We start from the raw sequence: 16,508 nt of genomic DNA, 5'->3' as shown, positions 1-16,508 counted from the left end.
CTCCTTTACTTGACGGCGCCAAAGGTCAGGCCGCGCACCATTTGTTTTTGGGTCATCCAGCCGAGGATCAGGATGGGGGCGATTGCCATGGTGGAAGCCGCTGAAAGCTTGGCCCAGAACAGCCCTTCGGGGCTTGAGAACGAGGCAATATACGCGGTCAGCGGTGCCGCTTTCGACGAGGTTAAGTTGAGACTCCAGAACGCTTCGTTCCAGCTCAAAATCACTGAGAGCAGCCCGGTAGAGGCGATACCCGGCAACGTTAGCGGCAGCAGCAGGAAAAACACCTCCTGCAGAGTGGACGCGCCGTCCATCCTGCCGGCTTCCAGAATGTCTTTGGGCATATCTTTGAAGAAGGTGTAGAGCATCCACACCACAATGGGCAGGTTCATCAGGGTATAAATAATGATTAGCCCGGTACGGGTATCCAACAGCCCCACATCTCGGAAAATCAAATAGATAGGCACCAAGACACCGACAGGTGGCAGCATTTTGGTAGACAGCATCCAAAGCAGCGTGCCCTTAGTGCGCTTAGTGGGCAAAAAGGCCATGGCATACGCCGATGGAATGGCAATCAGCAGTGCTAAAAAGGTCGAGCCAAATGCCACGACGACGCTATTTAGCGCAAAACGCGCATAGCCCGAGCGTGCCTGAACGGCTTGATAGCTCTCAAGGGTGGGGGAAAAGATAAAGCTTGGATCTGCAATTGCTGCCGTTTCGGTTTTAAACCCGGTCAGCACCATCCACAGGATGGGAAAAAAGATAATCAGGGCAATCGACCAGCCCACTAGGGTTAAGACCAGTTGCCTGATGGGCAACGAGCGAGCGTTAGCTGGCGCGACGCTATTACGATGAAGTGTCATTGAAATGCTCCCAAGACGCCCTGTCACCGGGGTTAGTCTTCTAAGTTCTTAGCGACCATACGGACAAGGAAAATCGCGACGATATTGGCGAGAATGATGGCGATCACCCCACCCGCTGAGGCCAAGCCCACATCGAAATCCAGCAGCGCTTGGATATAGATCAAATAGGCTAAGTTAGTGGTCGCGAGTCCCGGCCCGCCGGAGGTGGTGACAAAAATTTCGGCAAAAATCGTCAGCAAGAAGATCATTTCAATCATGATCACCACGCTAATGGCACGCTTTAGGTGCGGCAGCGTAATGAAGAAGAAAATCGCCAGTGGCCCGGCACCATCCATACGCGCTGCTTCCACTTGGTCTTCATCCAGCGACTGCATGGCGGTGAGCAGGATCAATAGTGCAAACGGCAGCCACTGCCACGACACAATAATGATGATGGAGGTCAGCGGTAGCGATGAGAACCAGTCCAGTGCAGGCAGCCCCAGCGACTGCGCCAGCCACGCCAACACCCCGTTAGAGGGGTGCATCATCATGTTTTTCCATACCAGCGCGCTCACCGTTGGCATAACAAAGAAGGGAGAAATCGCCAGCACGCGCGCAATGCCACGCCCAGCAAACTCCTGCTGGAACAGCACCGCGAGCAGCGTGCCGCCCACCACTGTGATCACCAGTACCGACCCTACCAGCAACAGGGTGGTGCCCATCGCCGACCACAAGGCAGGGTCAGTCAGCAAGTATTCATAGTTTTCTAGCCCGGCGAAGCCGGTCATCCCGGGCATGAGTAAGTTATAGCGCTGAAAAGAGAACCAGATCGTCATGCCCAGGGGCACGATCATCCAGAGCAGCAGCAGCGATACCGCGGGCGCTTGAAGCGAAAGCGTTCTTAGCCCGCCGACCGTTCGGCCGGAAGCACGTGTTCTATTCATGGAAATACCTGCAAGAAAACAGACCTGCTAGAACCACTGAAATACGTCTGCCCATAACTGGGCAGACGCAAGAGTGCATTAACGTTCGATGTAGCCTGCCCGCTGCATGGTGCGCTCGGTGGCTCGCTGAGCGCTATCAAGCGCCTGAGCTACTGAGGTGTCACCGGTCAAGGCAGCGGCAATCGTTTGGCCCACTTGCGTACCAATCGACTGGAACTCTGGAATACCTACAAACTGAACGCCGACATAGGGGGTTGGCTCTAGGCTGGAGTCGGTAGGATCAGCTTCTTGTATGGCGTTAAGTACAAAATCGGCAAATGGCGCGGCATCAACGTACTGCTCGTTGGCGTAGGTGGATTCACGAGTCCCCGGCGGTACGCTGGTCCAGCCGTTCGTTTCACCAACAAGCTCGATGTACTCCTGTGAAGTCGCCCAGGTAATGAATTGCTGTGCTGCTTCTTTGTGCTCAGAGGAAGCGGGAATCGCCAGCGCCCAGGACCACAGCCAGTGAGAGCCTTTAGGGGTTTCGGCGATGGGTGCTGGCGCAAAGCCTAGCGTACTTGCTACGTCCGACTCGTTTTCATCGTAGAGCTTGCCTGCTGCCGAGGTGGCATCAACCCACATGGCGCAGTTCCCACGAGAAAAGAGCGCCAGGTTTTCGTTGAAGCCGTTGGAGCTGGCTCCGGGCGGACCGTAGTTGCTTAGCAGGTCAACATAGAACGCAATCGCATTGTTCCAGGCCTCGGAGTTAAGCTCCGGGTTCCACTGCTCATCAAACCAGCGGCCGCCAAAGGTGTTCACCAGCGTCGAGACAAAGGCCATGTTTTCGCCCCAGCCCGGCTTACCGCGCAAGCAAATACCTGCCAGGTTCTCTTCGCTACCGTGTAACTGCTCGGCCCAGTCGCGCACCTGCTCCCAGGTGGGCTGCGCTGGCATCTCGATGCCAGCCTGCTCAAACAGATCGGTGCGGTAGTACATCATGGAGCTTTCCGCATAAAACGGCAGGGCGTGCAGCGTGCCATCTAGGCTTAGGCCATCGCGTACCGATGCCAGCAAATCATCTTCATTGTAGTCATCGGGCAAGTTTTCCAGCGGCTCAAGCCAGCCACGTTCTGCCCAGATGGGCACTTCATAAGTACCGATAGTCATCACATCGAACTGCCCGCCACCGGTGGCAATATCCGTGGTCATACGCTGACGCAGCACATTCTCCTCAAGCACGACCCAGTCCAGAGTGATATCCGGGTGCGCTTGCTCAAAGGCATCGGTCAGGCTCTGCATGATGACCATGTCGTTATTGTTTACCGTGGCAACGGTGATTTCTGTTTGAGCGTGGGCTTGGCCAGCTACCGCAATAGCGGCCGCTAGGGTCGTGATGGGTAAATGACGGGCAAGACGCATACAGCTTTCCTCTTGGCAAATATTGGCATTGTTTTTATCGGCACAGCGATTACTGGAATTGTCGTTATTAGGGCTGTGGTTATTAAGGACTGTGGTTACTGGCAATGTCGCTATTGTCACCGCAGCCAAACTGATCAAATTGATCAACTGTCGATCAAATGATCGTACGAAAGCCAAAAAAAAGCAAAGCCTACCCTTTTAGACTTTATGCTAATTCATTCAGCTATTTGCATGTTGCACTGCGCTATAAATCATTGAGCAATAGTGTTAACGATTTGTCTCGCCGCAATTTCATCCGTTATCAATCCTTTTAACCAGCCTCCTCGCAATGCTGCCCGTATGGCGGGCGCTTTATCGTGCCCACCCGCTATTGCCACCATAAGATGCTTACCGAACCGCTCTAGAGGCAAACTGGTCACTCGCCGTGTTATTGAGCAATCAATCACTTCTCCCTGGTCGTTAAGCGGCCAGCCCAGCAACTCACCTACTGCTTTAAGGCTTAATAGCTCATCTAGCTCACTTTCGCTGATGAAGTGGTCTTGAAACAGCGTGGCTTGCCGGTCAATTCTGCCGACTCCAATAAAGGCAGCTTCAGACTCTCTCGCCACATCGGCAATCGCCTTAAACAGGCGCTGTGTCAGCATGGCCTCTTTCTCGACTAACGACTCCGCTACCACGGGTGCAGGTAGTAAAAAGCGCTCGCCACCCGTTTTATCCGCCAGCAGCATGACCGCGTCGTAGCGGTTAGCCGAACCATCCCTGGCAACATTCCCTACCAGAGAAACAAAGCGATGTTGGGGCCGCTCAATACGGCTAAGAGCCTCTACCGCAGCCCGAACCGAGCGCCCAGTCCCCAAAGACAGCGTTAATGGATCGCTGCGCTCCACCAAACGAGCCATCCGTTCAGCACCTGCAACAGCTAAATAATACGCAGCACTTTCAGGTGCCTGGCTATCGGCGGGTACAACATCGCAATACGCCAAGCCGAAATGATCGCGAAGCACGCTGCCTAATGTCATACAGGTAGAAATAGGATGGTCAATATGGACCTTTACCAACCCTTCTTGCCTTGCGAGTGCTAACAGGCGCTGGACACCGGGTCGAGAAACCCCTAACTGGTTGGCAATTTCATCCTGAGTCATACCGCCGACATAAGACATCCAAGCGGCTCTGGCCGCCTGATCAAGCTTCACCTCAAACTTATCCATTGACACACTCACTGCCCTATAATTTGAAATATTGTCGCACAACGCCTTCACTAGGGCTCTTGCGCCATGGTTTATTAATAAGGATAAAGATGACTATGTACAAGCTTGCTTTTTTTGTCCCCGTTGAAGATGCCGAGAGTGTTAAAGAAGCGGTCTTTGAGACAGGAGCTGGCCGACTTGGTGATTATGAGGCCTGCTGTTTTCAAACCCACGGTACCGGCCAGTTCCGCCCGCTAGAGGGCGCCCACCCCCATATTGGACACGTAGGGTCACTGGAAACTGTCGAAGAAGTGAAGGTTGAACTTGTTTGCCGCGATGAGTATATACGGGCAGCGATTGCGGCATTAAAGTTAGCCCACCCCTATGAAGAGGTGGCCTATGATGTTTGGCAATTGGCCGACCTGTAATTCAGTAATACAAGGCTTTAATAAATCACCTTGCTAGCAACGCCTAAATGCCAATAAAACTTAGGCACTGCCAAAATATCGCTCCCTATCTTCAGGGGTAATCGAGCTGATGTGCAGCGGGTAGTGCGCATTTTTACGGTCTTCATAGAAGTGCTGCAACGTGCGCTCAATCGTTGGAAAAGCAAGCTCGTCCCAAGGAATTTCATGCTCTTCGAACAGCGCTACTTCCAAGCTTTCAGGGCCTGCACTAAAGCCACCGAGAAGCTCTGCACGAAAAATCATATACACTTGATTGATATGAGGCAGATCAATCAGCGTGTATAACCCCTCCAGTTTGACCTCTGCAACGGCCTCCTCCCAGGTCTCGCGTGCGGCGGCCTGCTGAGTGGTTTCGGCGTTTTCCATATAGCCCGCGGGGAGTGTCCAATACCCTTTGCGCGGAGAAATCGCCCGTTTACACAGCAATATTTTATCGTCAATCACCGGCAGCGTCCCCGCCACAATACGCGGGTTCTGGTAATGAATAGTGCCACAGGCATCGCATAAATAGCGCGAACGGTCATCGCCTTCAGGAACAGCAAAACGGACTTTTTCACCACACTGACTACAAAAATTCATCGCGTTTTCTCTATGGCTGATGGGGCAAGGCTTTAACGTACTTGACGTCAATAACCGCTGCTGGGTAAAAGAGAACAAAGTAAATGGAAGCCCTATGTTAGAGAAACTGCGCAAACAACTGCAACAGCACTCCCCCCAACGGCTAGACCACGTTGTAATGCCCGAGGCTGCCGTGCTAATGCCTATTGTTGAGCGTCCATCGCCCACACTGCTGTTTACACGGCGAGCTAGCCATCTCAGCACTCACAGTGGCCAAGTGGCATTTCCCGGCGGCAAACGCGAGGCCTGCGATGCCGACCTCTATGCTACGGCTCTTCGCGAGGCACAAGAAGAGATTGCGCTAGCGCCTTCCCTTGTACAACCCTTGGGAAGGTTATCAGACGTTATTTCACTACATGGCATCCGAGTTACGCCATGGGTCGGCATTATTCCGCCAGATTTACCGTTGGTAGCAGATCCCTCAGAATTAGACACCATTTTCGAAGTGCCACTCAGCCATTTTCTAGACGACAAGCGCACCCACACCGATGTAATAACGGTAGATGGCGTTGCTCACTACGTACCTAGCTACCATGTCGACGGCCACGTGATCTGGGGGCTTTCTGCCATGATGCTGGTAGAACTACTGGCGGAAGGGTTTGGTATGCCAATTGACCTTTACCAGCGCCCACCAGGGGCGTTACGTCACTATCCTGAGAGAAGCAGTCGCCTACCAAAAGCAACTCGCATGCCGACTAAGAGAACCATGAAATGATTGCCTCTGCAGCGCCAAACTCTTTACCCAATGGCAATAGCCCCCCAGCGATCAACCCTATCGCCCATATTGCACTGGTTGATGCGCTTGTTGAGCAAGGCTGGTACGTGGGTAACAACGTGATAGACCTTGATCTTTGCCAAGCGCTGCACCGAGAGCTGCACCATATGGCCGAACACGATGTGCTTGATGAGGCTGGCATTGGCCGCGGCAAAGAACATCACCTTCGCAAAGATATTCGCGGCGATGCCATTCACTGGTTGGATAGAGAAAGCGCAGCCCAGCGCCGCTATCTTGACGCCATGGCAGAACTCCAGCTATCTCTCAATCAAGCGCTTTTCCTGGGGTTGTTTGAGTATGAAGCTCACTTTGCCCACTACCCGCCAGGCGCGTTTTATCAACGCCACTTAGACAGTTTTCGAGGGCGAGCTAACCGGGTTATTTCAACCGTCGGTTACTTAAACCCTCAGTGGCCCTTAGATGGCGGCGGAGAGATGGTCATTTATCACCCCGACACCCCTTCTCTGGAAGTCGCCCGCGTAGTGCCTGAAGCAGGAACGTTCGCCTGCTTTTTATCCGAAACCATTCCCCACGAGGTGCTGCCAACCCAGCATCCGCGTGCCAGCATCGCTGGCTGGTTTAGGCGTAACGCCTCGCTGGATGGCGTGCTCGACCCGGCGCGTTGAAACACTATGGACACCAGTAACGAAGCCACATTAAGCGCCAGAATCAAAGCCCTAGAAGCGCAAAATGCAGTGCTGGAAGAAGAGAAGCGTCATTATCAGTGGCTGGCAGAAAGTACCACTGACTTGATATCTCGCCATGCCCGCGACGGTACTTTTTTATATGCCTCTCAAGCGGCGCGAGACTTACTAGGGTACGAACCCGAAGAGCTGATTGGCGTATCGGCCTATCAGCTGTTTCATCCTGCTGATCTAAGTGATCTGCTAAACAAATCACCTCGGGTCTACTATCACGACGGTTTTTATCAGCAAACGTATCGGTTTCGGGCTAAGGCAGGTCACTACATCTGGTTTGAAACCACCAGCCGAACCCGCCGAGATGCTGCCACAGGCGAGCTAATTGATATTTTATGCGTCTCTCGGGACGTGAGCCGCCGAGTCCATGCCGAAGCCACAAGAGAGCGTTTAGCGCAGGTGGTCGAATCTACCACTGACTACGTACTTTTTTTAGGGCCTAACCACCATATCTTCAGCGCCAACGAAGCAGCTCGACGCTGTTTTTCACTCCCGCGCGATGCCATGCAAGTTGCTCTGTCAGCGCTTTACCCTAGTGACTCGTTGGCGCTGCTGGAACAGGTCGTCTTTCCGGCGGTGGAACGCTATGGCTCCTGGAGCGGCGAGCTGGAAATGCTCAGCACAAACGGCTCGGTTCCTGTGCTCAGTGTCGTGCTTACCCACCGCAGCCGCGGGGCGGAACCTGGGCACTTTGCCTTAATTAATCGCGATATTAGCGTGCGTAAAGCGGCCGAAGCCCAGGCACGTCGGCACCAAGAACAAATTGCCCATGCCAATCGGTTAGCCGCCGCCGGAGAGCTTGCGTCTAATATTGCCCATGAACTCAATCAGCCCCTTGGTGCCATCGCCAACTACACCAGTGGCGCCCTTTTGAAAACGACGCATACGCCTAACTTACCCGCCAGCGAACTACAGCTGCCACTGGCCCGCATTGATGAGCAAGTACAGCGTCTTGCCCAACGACTCCGCCATATGCGCAGCTTTGTGCGTAAACGCAGCCACTGTGTCAGACCCCTAGTACTTGAACACGTCATTGCCGCCGCCTTTCAACTGTGCGACTGGCAGTATAAGCAGGCCTCCGTTCAGCTTATTCAGCAATTGCCCCACGGGCTGCCACGTATTTATGCGGACCCTATTGCCCTTGAGCAAGTAATCGTTAACCTATTGCTCAACGCGCTAACCGCGAGCCGTGACTTCCCTGATGCCGATCAGGTCATCGTTGCCGCGCAAAAAAGCGGCAATCGACAGCTGACCCTTAGCGTTGAAGACCAGGGTCCAGGTGTAGCGCCAGACCATCAAGACACCATTTTTGATGCCTTTTTCACCACCCGCGATGAAGGATTGGGAATGGGTTTGGCAATTAGCCGTTCGCTAATCGAGAGCATGGGCGGGGCGCTGACTCTGCGCCCCCAGCAAAACGCGAAAGGCGCATGCTTTGACATCACACTTCGCACAGAAACAGTATGATTGCGCAATCAGTGCATCAACAGGGGCCAGTAATGACCAGTAGTGTTGAACGACAGTCTACCGCCACCATTGCGGTTGTTGATGATGATCAAGCATTGCGTGAATCGCTGGTTTGGCTGCTTGAGTCCGTCGGATTAACCGCTCAAGCGTTTCATGACGGCGAACAATTCTTAGCAAGTCAGCACGATAAACTGGGCGCACTGCTGCTTGATGTTCGCATGCCAGGCATGAGTGGACTGCAAGTGCAGCAGCAGCTGGTTGACCAAGGCGCTACCCTGCCGGTCATTATGATGACAGGGCATGGCGATGTCCCCATGGCAGTGGCTGCACTAAAGAACGGCGCATTTGATTTTATTGAAAAGCCGTTTAACCACCAGCAGCTGATTGACAGCGTGCAACAGGCGTTGGGCAGCGCTCACCAACAGCAGCGCGCTCAGCAGCAGTTGGCAATGCTGCGAACACGTTACCAATCGCTACGCCCGAAAGAGCAGCGCATTGTGATTCATGTAGCAGAAGGAATGACCAGTCGTGAAATTGCCGAGCACATGGAGATTAGCGGTAAAACCGTCGAGGTCTATCGGTTAAGAGCCATGAAGGCCATGCACGCTGCAAATTTGGCAGAGCTGGTGCGGCAAGCGGTGGCGCTGGAGCTCGTTTCCTCGCTCAGCGCCCCCCATGTTGATAGCGAACGGCCTAGCTAAGTGGCACAACCTGGCCATTGGCTTTTTCCAGCACATTACGCACCTGCTCGTAATCAATGCCGTGCTCATCACCCTCGTGAGCCTCAATTAGGCTAACCACCTCTAACAGCGTTTCCATTCCAAAACTCTGTTCATCCGTGGGCGTAAAAGCTTGAACATAGGCATTTTCGTTACTCCCCCAGCCCACCTTAACGGGGCTGTCGATAATGTTTACCTGCGTGCCGACTGGAATACGCCAAAATACCGATTCAATATCTTCTGGGTGCATCCGAATACAGCCACGGCTAGCGCGCATGCCAACACCGTCAGGCTGATTAGTGCCATGAATTAAGTAGCCAGGGATATCCAGCAAAATAGCGTATTGCCCTAATGGATTATCTTCACCAGGAGGAACAACCGCGGGCGCAGGATCACCGCGTTCAGCAGCTTCTTGGCGAATAGATTCGGGTGGATACCATGCCGGATTCTCAAGACGCATGGTGGTCTTAGTAATGCCCAGCGGCGTATTGAACGCATCGCGACCAATACCAATAGGATACGTTTCGACCCGCGGAGCCTTGCCCTCTTCTACCTCTGGGTAATAGTAAAGCCTAAGCTCAGCAACATTAATCACAATGCCAGTACGCGGCTCGTCTGGCAGAATATATTGGCCGGGTATTGTCACCTCAGTACCTTCGCCTGGTATCCAAATACTGGTATCCGGGTTGGCCATGCGAATCTCTTCGTAACCCACATTATGCTCGCGAGCGATGTCGAGCAGGGTATCCTCTTTTTTCGCCGTAACGGTATACACCTCGCCCACCATATTCCCTTCATCAGGGAGCAAAAAGTGGCCTTTGGGTAATTCACTTTCACTGGCAACGGCACTGGATGCAAACAACCAAGCTCCCAAAGCGACACTGCTAGCCCACAATTTTTTAACCTGTCGAAGCGTTTGATACCGTGCGGCAACTGTCATGGGGTCTCCTTTATTATATAGCCCCAAGGCGCTACCTGCTGTTAAGCAAGCCACTGTGGGGGCAATTTGCGTACGAATATGAACAAGCGGTCTGAATGGGTCAATTCGACAGACTGTCGCAGCAATCTCAACGACCAACGTGGGTGAGACGTTTCATTGAGAGTGATTTTAACGTTTATTAATAAATCTAACACGCCCTGGTTTAACGCTGATGTCCATTTAATTTGATCTTAACTATGCGTGCTTCATTAGCATTGCTAGACAGTGCATAGCATCTATCTTTCATAAACGCCTTTTCATAAATGCCTAAAGCGGCTATTGCGTACCCAGAAAAAATCATAAAAAAGCGCTGCATACATGCAGCGCTTTTCGGCGTTATCTGGCGTTCGAATCACCCCTTTAAGGTTGCGTCCATAGTTATGTCAGCATTTAATACTTTGGAAACAGGGCAGTTCGCTTTAGCTGTTTCAGCAGCTTCTTGAAAAGCAGCGTCATCGGCACCGCTTACGCTGGCAACAACGTCCAAATGAATGCTGGAAATATCGAAACCATCTGCGCTTTGTGAAAGCGTTACGCGCGCATTGGTATCAATAGCATCAGCGGTAAAGCCTTTCTCTCCAAGAATCATCGAAAGCGCCATTGAGAAACAGCTTGCATGGGCAGCGCCAATTAACTCTTCCGGGGTGGTGCCGGGTGCTCCTTCAAAGCGCTGTTTGAACGAATAGCCAGCATCCAATGCTCCACTTTCCGTCGCCACATTGCCCTGGCCATCTTTGAGTCCACCTTCCCAACGTGCGCTTGCTTTACTATCCATTCCGTTCTCCTTTCCTCTGATAGTTAGCGTCATCTCGTTTTAGGACGCAGTCACTGCGCCCGCCAACTCAATCAGCGTAGCTGATTCTGGCGCCGCTGCCGAATTTACTCGATCAACATGTCTATACTACTGCTTAGCTGTTATACGCTATTCGCTTTCCAACGCTTTATCGTTAAGCTGAGCAGCACTATGGCACTCACCACACCTATGGTCGCCGCAATGAATCTAAGGACACATCATGTCATCGGCTGATGCGCTGCGTTTGGTTTTGCTCTCCTCCCTATGGGGACTATCGTTTATTTTTATGCGTGTCGCCGCGCCAGAATTTGGTGCTATTCCGCTAGTGTTAGTCAGGATGGGAGTTGGTGCTTTGCTCTTGGTGCCGCTGCTCCTGAGCCTGCGCTACCTGCGGCTGATCTGGCAGCACAAAGGACCGTTACTCCTGCTGGGTGTGATGAATCATGTGCTGCCTTTCTCATTGTTGGCGTTAGCGACAACACGCTTAGAGGCAGGGTTTACTTCGCTGATAAACGCCACCACACCGATTTTCACGGCCCTACTAGGCGCCGCCTTTTTTGCCACTCCCATCCAACGTCAGCAGTACATTGGTCTCGCACTAGCGCTACTGGGTGTGTATGTGCTGTCTGCTGACCGGCTAGACTTCACTCTAGGCGGCGACGGCTGGTTTATTGTTGCGGTACTCGGTGCCACGTTTTGCTACGGACTTGCTGGTAACTACTCGAAAACACGCTTGAGTCATCTACCCAGCCGCGTGTTGGCGGCTGGTAGTAGCGCGATGTCAGCCCTGGTGTTACTGGTACCTGGTTTGCTGCTCTGGCCTAGCGAGCCTGTCAGCGTGCTCGCCTGGGGTAACGCCCTGGCGCTGGCGATGCTAAGCACCACATTAGCCTTCCTACTTTATTTCGGCCTATTAGCTAGCGCAGGGGCCACAGCGACCTCAACCGTCACCTTTTTGGTCCCTGTCAGCGCACTGCTATGGGGCTACTTGCTACTTAATGAGACGCTGAGTCTTCAAGTGGTGGCTGGCATGGTCATTACCCTAGCAGGCACCGCCATTGCTACCGGACTATTAAGGCTTAGGTCGCGCGGCGCGTTGGCACCACCTCATCCCCCACACGAATAGTGCTACCTTGCCCGGCAGTTAGCGTGGCGTTTTGGCCAAAATGCGCGCCTTTAAGATGAGGCTGAGTGTTTAAGGAAAGCAGCGTTTTTAGTGGTTCTGCCTGTTGCGGCACAGTGCCGGTTTGCTGGTCCACTGTGGTAATTTTGCAGCGCTGGCAGGGTTTGCGAAGCGTCAGCTCATAGCCACTCTGGCCCGCGAGTGTGGCCCACTGGTCTTCCGCCCAGGCATCATCACAATCGACCACAATATTCGGCCGAAAACGGTTCATCGGCACAGAGGATTGCCCATTGGCAACAAGCGCTTGATTCAAGGCATCCAGAGAGCCGGTGGTGGTTATCAAGAAAGGGTAGCCATCAGAAAAGTAGGTATGGGCCTCGCCTCCCGCCAGAAAATCTTCTTCAACAGAACGCGTAAACTCGGTAGCAAAGCGCACTAAGCTAATGCCTTGTGCTTGCTCGCCCAATGCCGCCACAAGCCAGTGCGATACATCCTCGCTTTCTGGCACTGCTTTGCAGTGGTCGTTCCACACTTTTACCAGGCGCAAATTACCTTGGGGGTCTTCAAGGGGAATCGCGATCGGGTCTACCTTCGGGTGAGATAGTACCAATGCCTGATCGGTTAACTCGACCGCGATGGTGGCAAGCTGTGGTAGCTGGCGCTGAGTAACAAAACGCTGCTGGGCATCCACCAGCATCCAGCGTCGATCCCAGGCTAACCCATGGTCATGGAGTTCACTTTGAGTAACGTTAATTCCCTTTAAGGATTTAACCGGGTAGACAATGAGTTGGGTAATATTCACGGCGGTCTCATGCTCTCTATAGCGATTTTTTAATGACCAATCTTTAATTAACAGCCTATCGAGTTTGCTGGCTCGCCGCTAGCCACCCTGAAGCTAAAGTGTTTTACCCGTCTCAATTCGATACCCCAAATCCATGATTTGGTGTTCAGGTACTTCGCCACGAATGCGCGACAATAGCGCTTTCGCAGCGGCTTCCCCAATGGCTTGCCGAGGTGTAATAACGCTAGCAAGGCGCGGGCTCATCGCCTGGCCGACATCGTGGCCATGAAACCCAGCAATCGCCATCTGTTCGGGGACATTAATGCCATGGCGCAAACACTCAAAGTAAGCCCCCACCGCAACATCGTCGTTGGTGCAGAAAACACCATCGGCACTAGGGTGATCTCGTTGAATTTCCTGCATGAGCGCCGCCCCGACGCTGTAGGAAGAGCGCTGACTGCTCTGCAGCGTTATCGGCGTTAACCCTTGCTCTTCCATAGCTTGGCGATAGCCTTGCTCACGCTGGCGTGTCCGCTCATCCAGACGCACAGCCAGATAAATCACCTGACGCCTGCCACGGCGAATCATCTCACTGACCATATCGTAAGCGGCCTGCACGTTATCGTAGCCCACCGCCTGCTGCAGTGGCGGGCGACGGGTATCCATAATCTCCACAATAGGAATACCGGCTGTCTCCAACATCCGCAGACTACGCGGAGTGTGATCGCGGTCAGACAAGATGACCCCATCCACATTATAAGAGAGCAGCGAGGCCAAACTACGCTCTTCAAGCTCAGGGCTGTAACCGTAGTGAGACAGCATTAAGTGATAACCGGCAGGCTCGGTGTACGCTTCGATACCGACAATGACATCAGCAAATACCTGGTTGGTCAGCGATGGTACCAGCACGCCGATAGAGTGGCTGGTTGCCCGAGAAAGCAGGTCTGGTGCCCGATTGGGAATATAGCCAATCTGTTCAGCAACGCTAAAAATACGTTCGCGAAGCCCTTCCGATACCGTTTCAGGGTCTCGCAAGCAGCGACTGACGGTCATTTTTGTCGCATCAACGCGATCAGCAATATCTTGTAATGTCGGGCGTTTTTTCTTCAATGGCGTCACTGACTGTTCTGTTAAGTGCGTAAGTCTGTTAAGTACGTAAGCCTACTAAATACAGGTCTGTAAAATGCGCAGGGGCCATACCATAGCGAATAGTACGGCCCCTCGCCTATCCCATCCTTTAGCCTAATGAACGCGTAGCGTAGGCGCTAGCGCCGCCGTAAAGTGCTCGACAATCTCGCTAGGCGATAGCGCAATGGAGACGGTCATCGCTTCATCACTGCTTGGCGGCTCTAAATCGGCGAGCTGGCTTGCCAGCATATTATCACCTTTAAAGAAGTGCCCTGCCCTGGTTGCTAACCGTTCACGCAGAAGCGCATGGCTTCCTTCTAGATATAAAACATGCAGCGCAGGGTCACCTTCGCGCAGGCGATCCCGATAGCGTTTTTTAAGGCCGGAACAGGCGATGACCACGGACGCATTGCGCGCTTTATGAGCCGCGAACAAGTCAGCAAGCGTTGCCAGCCAGTCACGACGATCGTTGTCATTGAGTGGCGTGCCGCTGGCCATTTTCGCCACATTGGCCGGTGAATGATGGTCGTCACCGTCAATAAACGTTGCGCCCAGCGCTGCTGCTAATTGCTGTCCGATATGCGACTTCCCTGATCCAGAAACGCCCATGACAAGAATACGATGTGATGGCTTATTCACTCGATGCTCCTATCAATTGCCGCGCACGGCGGTGAGGTCAGGCAGCCAAGTAACGATGCCAGGGAACGCAATCAGCACCACCAGAACAACGATCAAGGCGGCGTAGTAAGGCAGCATGGCTTTTACCAGGGACTCCATAGACACCTTGCCGACACCACACCCAACGTACAGACAGGTACCAACCGGCGGGGTTAACAACCCAATGCCTAAAATAAAGGCCATTAGAACGCCAAAGTAAGCGGCATCAACACCCACCGATGTCACGATCGGTGCAAGCATTGGCGCCATAATCACCATGGCTGGCGTTAGGTCCATTACAAACCCCACCAATAGCAGTAGCCCCGCCACGATCAGCAGCAGCAAAAACGGCTCCTGGGTAATCGCCTGTACTTGGCGCACTAAGGTTTGTGGAACCATGTTAATGGTTAGAAACCACGCAATAACGGTGGCAAAAGCCAACAACATCATCACCATGCCAGTGAGCCTTGCGGTGCGAATTAACATACCGCCCAACTCGCTGAGCTTAAATTCACGGTATACCAGCAAAGAAATGAACAGCGAGTAAAGCAAAGCAGCCACAGCGGCTTCAGTGGCAGTAAACACGCCGCCAATAATGCCGCCAATAACGATCACAGGGAGCACCAGCGCTAACCAGGCATCCTTAAACGCTTTCCACAACCGATCCCAGCGGAATTGGCGAACGCCGCCACCCTGCTTGCTCGCCAGAATAAAGGTGGTCACCATGAGCGCGGCGCCAATTAACAGGCCAGGCACAATCCCCGCGATAAACAGACGACTGATCGACGTCTCGGTAACAATGCCATATAAAATAAGCGGTATAGACGGTGGAATAATAATGCCGATCACCGACGACACGGTGTTAATCGCCGTGGCATTTGCGGCGGTGTAACCTTGCTGTTTCATCGATGGGATCATCATTGCGCCAGTCGCTGCGGTATCCGCAACCGCCGAGCCGCTGATCCCACCAAAAAACATCGAACCGGTAATCGCTACCTGACCAAGTCCGCCGCGCATAAAGCCAACTAAGGCGCCAGCAAGCTCCATCAAGCGTCGTGCAATACCACCATTACTCATCACTTCGCCGACGAGAATAAAGAAGGGGATCGCCAGCAGCGGGAAGCTATTTACGCCACGAATTGACTGCTCAATCATAATCGATAGCGGGATATCAGACAGCACCGCCATGACTAAGGCTGCTACCCCTAGGCCAAACGCAATCGGCAAACCAATCACAATAGACGCCAATAATATGGCTAGAAAAATCCACAGCATGATTAACGCTCCCCTGGTAAGTCAGCCGATTGGCGATGTGGTTGACGGATAACCCCCACGCTGACCCACATACGCCAGAGCGATACCGCCGCGATAAAAATAACGCACAACACCAACGACAGGCTGACCAAGCTTAGCGGTACGCCCATGATCGCGGAGCGTCCACTTGAGCGCGTGAGCACTTGATAACCGCCCCAAATCATCACTAGCATCAGCCCACTAATAATCAGGTGTTGTAAGCAATAGAGCATGTGCGCGACACGTAACGGCAAACGCCTCACCAGCGCATCAACAGCAATATGTTCATAGCGTGCAAACGCCGCCGCTGCGCCGATAAAGACCAGCCAAATAAATAGCATGCGCGCCAACTCATCGACCCAGGGCAGTGAGTGGTTGAACACAGAGCGGCCAACGACATTGCTGGAAACCGCGACAATCAGCGCCACCAAAATAGCGCCAATCAAATACTCCATAGCGAGTGTTAACCAGCGGAACAGCGCAGGACCGCGACGCGTCTCAGTATCAATCTCAAGCAGCTTGCGATTAGGGTCGTTCAAATAAACCGACGGATCTTCCAACGTTGGTGCTGTAGAGGTCACCACGTTTGGGGGAGTAGAGGAGGTAGTCATAAGAACTCCGAGGGGCACTGACAAGTCG

General features: G+C 53.1%; 18 protein-coding genes. 6 read left to right on the top strand and 12 right to left on the bottom strand.

Annotated features, from left to right (window positions below; all coding sequences use genetic code 11):
- Window positions 1-5: 5 nt before the first annotated feature.
- From NF683_RS12575 to NF683_RS12560, 4 genes are all read right to left on the bottom strand, one after another.
- Entirely contained in the window at window positions 6-860 is an 855-nt protein-coding gene (locus NF683_RS12575; protein WP_089038790.1) for a carbohydrate ABC transporter permease, read from the bottom strand.
- Window positions 861-892: 32 nt separating this feature from the next.
- Window positions 893-1,783, bottom strand: coding sequence for a carbohydrate ABC transporter permease (locus NF683_RS12570; protein ID WP_089038791.1), 891 nt, complete (start codon window positions 1,781-1,783; stop codon window positions 893-895).
- Between the two features lie 78 nt (window positions 1,784-1,861).
- Window positions 1,862-3,184 carry an ABC transporter substrate-binding protein gene (locus tag NF683_RS12565; protein WP_089038792.1) on the bottom strand — a complete coding sequence of 441 codons (1,323 nt, stop codon included), beginning with the start codon at window positions 3,182-3,184 and terminating at the stop codon, window positions 1,862-1,864.
- Between the two features lie 251 nt (window positions 3,185-3,435).
- Window positions 3,436-4,392 (bottom strand): sugar-binding transcriptional regulator, encoded by a 957-nt coding sequence (locus NF683_RS12560; protein ID WP_089038793.1) that lies wholly within the window; start codon window positions 4,390-4,392, stop codon window positions 3,436-3,438.
- Window positions 4,393-4,487: 95 nt separating this feature from the next.
- Here NF683_RS12560 and NF683_RS12555 point away from each other — a divergent pair, with 95 nt between their 5' ends.
- Window positions 4,488-4,799, top strand: coding sequence for an NGG1p interacting factor NIF3 (locus tag NF683_RS12555; RefSeq protein ID WP_172422519.1), 312 nt, complete (start codon window positions 4,488-4,490; stop codon window positions 4,797-4,799).
- 60 nt (window positions 4,800-4,859) lie between these two features.
- Here the strand turns inward: NF683_RS12555 and NF683_RS12550 are convergent, their stop codons facing one another.
- Window positions 4,860-5,417 carry an NUDIX hydrolase gene (locus NF683_RS12550; RefSeq protein ID WP_089038795.1) on the bottom strand — a complete coding sequence of 186 codons (558 nt, stop codon included), beginning with the start codon at window positions 5,415-5,417 and terminating at the stop codon, window positions 4,860-4,862.
- Between the two features lie 94 nt (window positions 5,418-5,511).
- Between NF683_RS12550 and NF683_RS12545 the strand changes: the two genes are divergently transcribed.
- Genes NF683_RS12545 through NF683_RS12530 form a run of 4 tightly spaced genes read left to right on the top strand, consistent with a single transcriptional unit; the run spans window position 5,512 to window position 9,097 of the window.
- Complete coding sequence (locus tag NF683_RS12545; protein WP_253920152.1) at window positions 5,512-6,171, top strand: CoA pyrophosphatase; 660 nt, start codon at window positions 5,512-5,514, stop codon at window positions 6,169-6,171.
- Window positions 6,168-6,857: a 2OG-Fe(II) oxygenase gene (locus NF683_RS12540; RefSeq protein WP_193061563.1), complete on the top strand. Its 690-nt coding sequence runs from the start codon at window positions 6,168-6,170 to the stop codon at window positions 6,855-6,857. Before NF683_RS12545 ends, NF683_RS12540 begins: the two co-directional genes overlap by 4 nt.
- Before the next feature lie 6 nt (window positions 6,858-6,863).
- Window positions 6,864-8,396, top strand: coding sequence for a PAS domain-containing sensor histidine kinase (locus NF683_RS12535; protein ID WP_089038798.1), 1,533 nt, complete (start codon window positions 6,864-6,866; stop codon window positions 8,394-8,396).
- Window positions 8,393-9,097 carry a response regulator transcription factor gene (locus NF683_RS12530; protein WP_232471495.1) on the top strand — a complete coding sequence of 235 codons (705 nt, stop codon included), beginning with the start codon at window positions 8,393-8,395 and terminating at the stop codon, window positions 9,095-9,097. The genes NF683_RS12535 and NF683_RS12530 overlap by 4 nt, the downstream gene beginning before the upstream one ends.
- Here NF683_RS12530 and NF683_RS12525 read toward each other — a convergent pair.
- A complete protein-coding gene (locus NF683_RS12525) occupies window positions 9,090-10,055 on the bottom strand; it encodes a L,D-transpeptidase family protein (RefSeq protein WP_089038799.1) in 966 nt (321 codons plus the stop codon). The genes NF683_RS12530 and NF683_RS12525 overlap by 8 nt on opposite strands.
- A gap of 391 nt (window positions 10,056-10,446) precedes the next feature.
- Window positions 10,447-10,869, bottom strand: coding sequence for an OsmC family protein (locus NF683_RS12520; RefSeq protein ID WP_038482328.1), 423 nt, complete (start codon window positions 10,867-10,869; stop codon window positions 10,447-10,449).
- 238 nt (window positions 10,870-11,107) lie between these two features.
- Here NF683_RS12520 and NF683_RS12515 point away from each other — a divergent pair, with 238 nt between their 5' ends.
- Complete coding sequence (locus NF683_RS12515) at window positions 11,108-12,013, top strand: DMT family transporter (RefSeq protein ID WP_089038800.1); 906 nt, start codon at window positions 11,108-11,110, stop codon at window positions 12,011-12,013.
- On the opposite strand, the gene NF683_RS12510 is transcribed toward NF683_RS12515, so the two are convergent.
- From NF683_RS12510 to NF683_RS12490, 5 genes are all read right to left on the bottom strand, one after another.
- A complete protein-coding gene (locus NF683_RS12510) occupies window positions 11,967-12,812 on the bottom strand; it encodes an MOSC domain-containing protein (RefSeq protein WP_089038801.1) in 846 nt (281 codons plus the stop codon). The genes NF683_RS12515 and NF683_RS12510 overlap by 47 nt on opposite strands.
- Before the next feature lie 93 nt (window positions 12,813-12,905).
- Window positions 12,906-13,901 (bottom strand): gluconate operon transcriptional repressor GntR, encoded by a 996-nt coding sequence (gene gntR / locus NF683_RS12505; protein WP_089040895.1) that lies wholly within the window; start codon window positions 13,899-13,901, stop codon window positions 12,906-12,908.
- A gap of 132 nt (window positions 13,902-14,033) precedes the next feature.
- A complete protein-coding gene (locus NF683_RS12500; protein ID WP_089038802.1) occupies window positions 14,034-14,558 on the bottom strand; it encodes a gluconokinase in 525 nt (174 codons plus the stop codon).
- Window positions 14,559-14,570: 12 nt separating this feature from the next.
- The gene (locus NF683_RS12495) at window positions 14,571-15,851 is read right to left on the bottom strand and encodes a TRAP transporter large permease (protein ID WP_089038803.1); all 1,281 of its coding nucleotides are present in this window, start codon (window positions 15,849-15,851) and stop codon (window positions 14,571-14,573) included.
- A 2-nt stretch (window positions 15,852-15,853) separates the two neighbouring features.
- Window positions 15,854-16,480 (bottom strand): TRAP transporter small permease, encoded by a 627-nt coding sequence (locus NF683_RS12490; protein ID WP_089038804.1) that lies wholly within the window; start codon window positions 16,478-16,480, stop codon window positions 15,854-15,856.
- Window positions 16,481-16,508 lie beyond the last annotated feature (28 nt).

It is taken from the genome of Halomonas sp. MS1 (assembly GCF_024182575.1).
Lineage (GTDB): Bacteria > Pseudomonadota > Gammaproteobacteria > Pseudomonadales > Halomonadaceae > Vreelandella.
This window is presented reverse-complemented; position numbering and strand designations above follow the sequence as displayed.

Bases quoted from the DNA above. Each gene is read 5' to 3' on its own strand.
- NF683_RS12575 (WP_089038790.1), bottom strand. From the start codon at position 860: ATGACACTTCATCGTAATAGCGTCGCGCCAGCTAACGCTCGCTCGTTG.
- NF683_RS12570 (WP_089038791.1), bottom strand. From the start codon at position 1,783: ATGAATAGAACACGTGCTTCCGGCCGAACGGTCGGCGGGCTAAGAACG.
- NF683_RS12565 (WP_089038792.1), bottom strand. From the start codon at position 3,184: ATGCGTCTTGCCCGTCATTTACCCATCACGACCCTAGCGGCCGCTATT.
- NF683_RS12560 (WP_089038793.1), bottom strand. From the start codon at position 4,392: ATGGATAAGTTTGAGGTGAAGCTTGATCAGGCGGCCAGAGCCGCTTGG.
- NF683_RS12555 (WP_172422519.1), top strand. From the start codon at position 4,488: ATGTACAAGCTTGCTTTTTTTGTCCCCGTTGAAGATGCCGAGAGTGTT.
- NF683_RS12550 (WP_089038795.1), bottom strand. From the start codon at position 5,417: ATGAATTTTTGTAGTCAGTGTGGTGAAAAAGTCCGTTTTGCTGTTCCT.
- NF683_RS12545 (WP_253920152.1), top strand. From the start codon at position 5,512: ATGTTAGAGAAACTGCGCAAACAACTGCAACAGCACTCCCCCCAACGG.
- NF683_RS12540 (WP_193061563.1), top strand. From the start codon at position 6,168: ATGATTGCCTCTGCAGCGCCAAACTCTTTACCCAATGGCAATAGCCCC.
- NF683_RS12535 (WP_089038798.1), top strand. From the start codon at position 6,864: ATGGACACCAGTAACGAAGCCACATTAAGCGCCAGAATCAAAGCCCTA.
- NF683_RS12530 (WP_232471495.1), top strand. From the start codon at position 8,393: ATGATTGCGCAATCAGTGCATCAACAGGGGCCAGTAATGACCAGTAGT.
- NF683_RS12525 (WP_089038799.1), bottom strand. From the start codon at position 10,055: ATGACAGTTGCCGCACGGTATCAAACGCTTCGACAGGTTAAAAAATTG.
- NF683_RS12520 (WP_038482328.1), bottom strand. From the start codon at position 10,869: ATGGATAGTAAAGCAAGCGCACGTTGGGAAGGTGGACTCAAAGATGGC.
- NF683_RS12515 (WP_089038800.1), top strand. From the start codon at position 11,108: ATGTCATCGGCTGATGCGCTGCGTTTGGTTTTGCTCTCCTCCCTATGG.
- NF683_RS12495 (WP_089038803.1), bottom strand. From the start codon at position 15,851: ATGCTGTGGATTTTTCTAGCCATATTATTGGCGTCTATTGTGATTGGT.
- NF683_RS12490 (WP_089038804.1), bottom strand. From the start codon at position 16,480: ATGACTACCTCCTCTACTCCCCCAAACGTGGTGACCTCTACAGCACCA.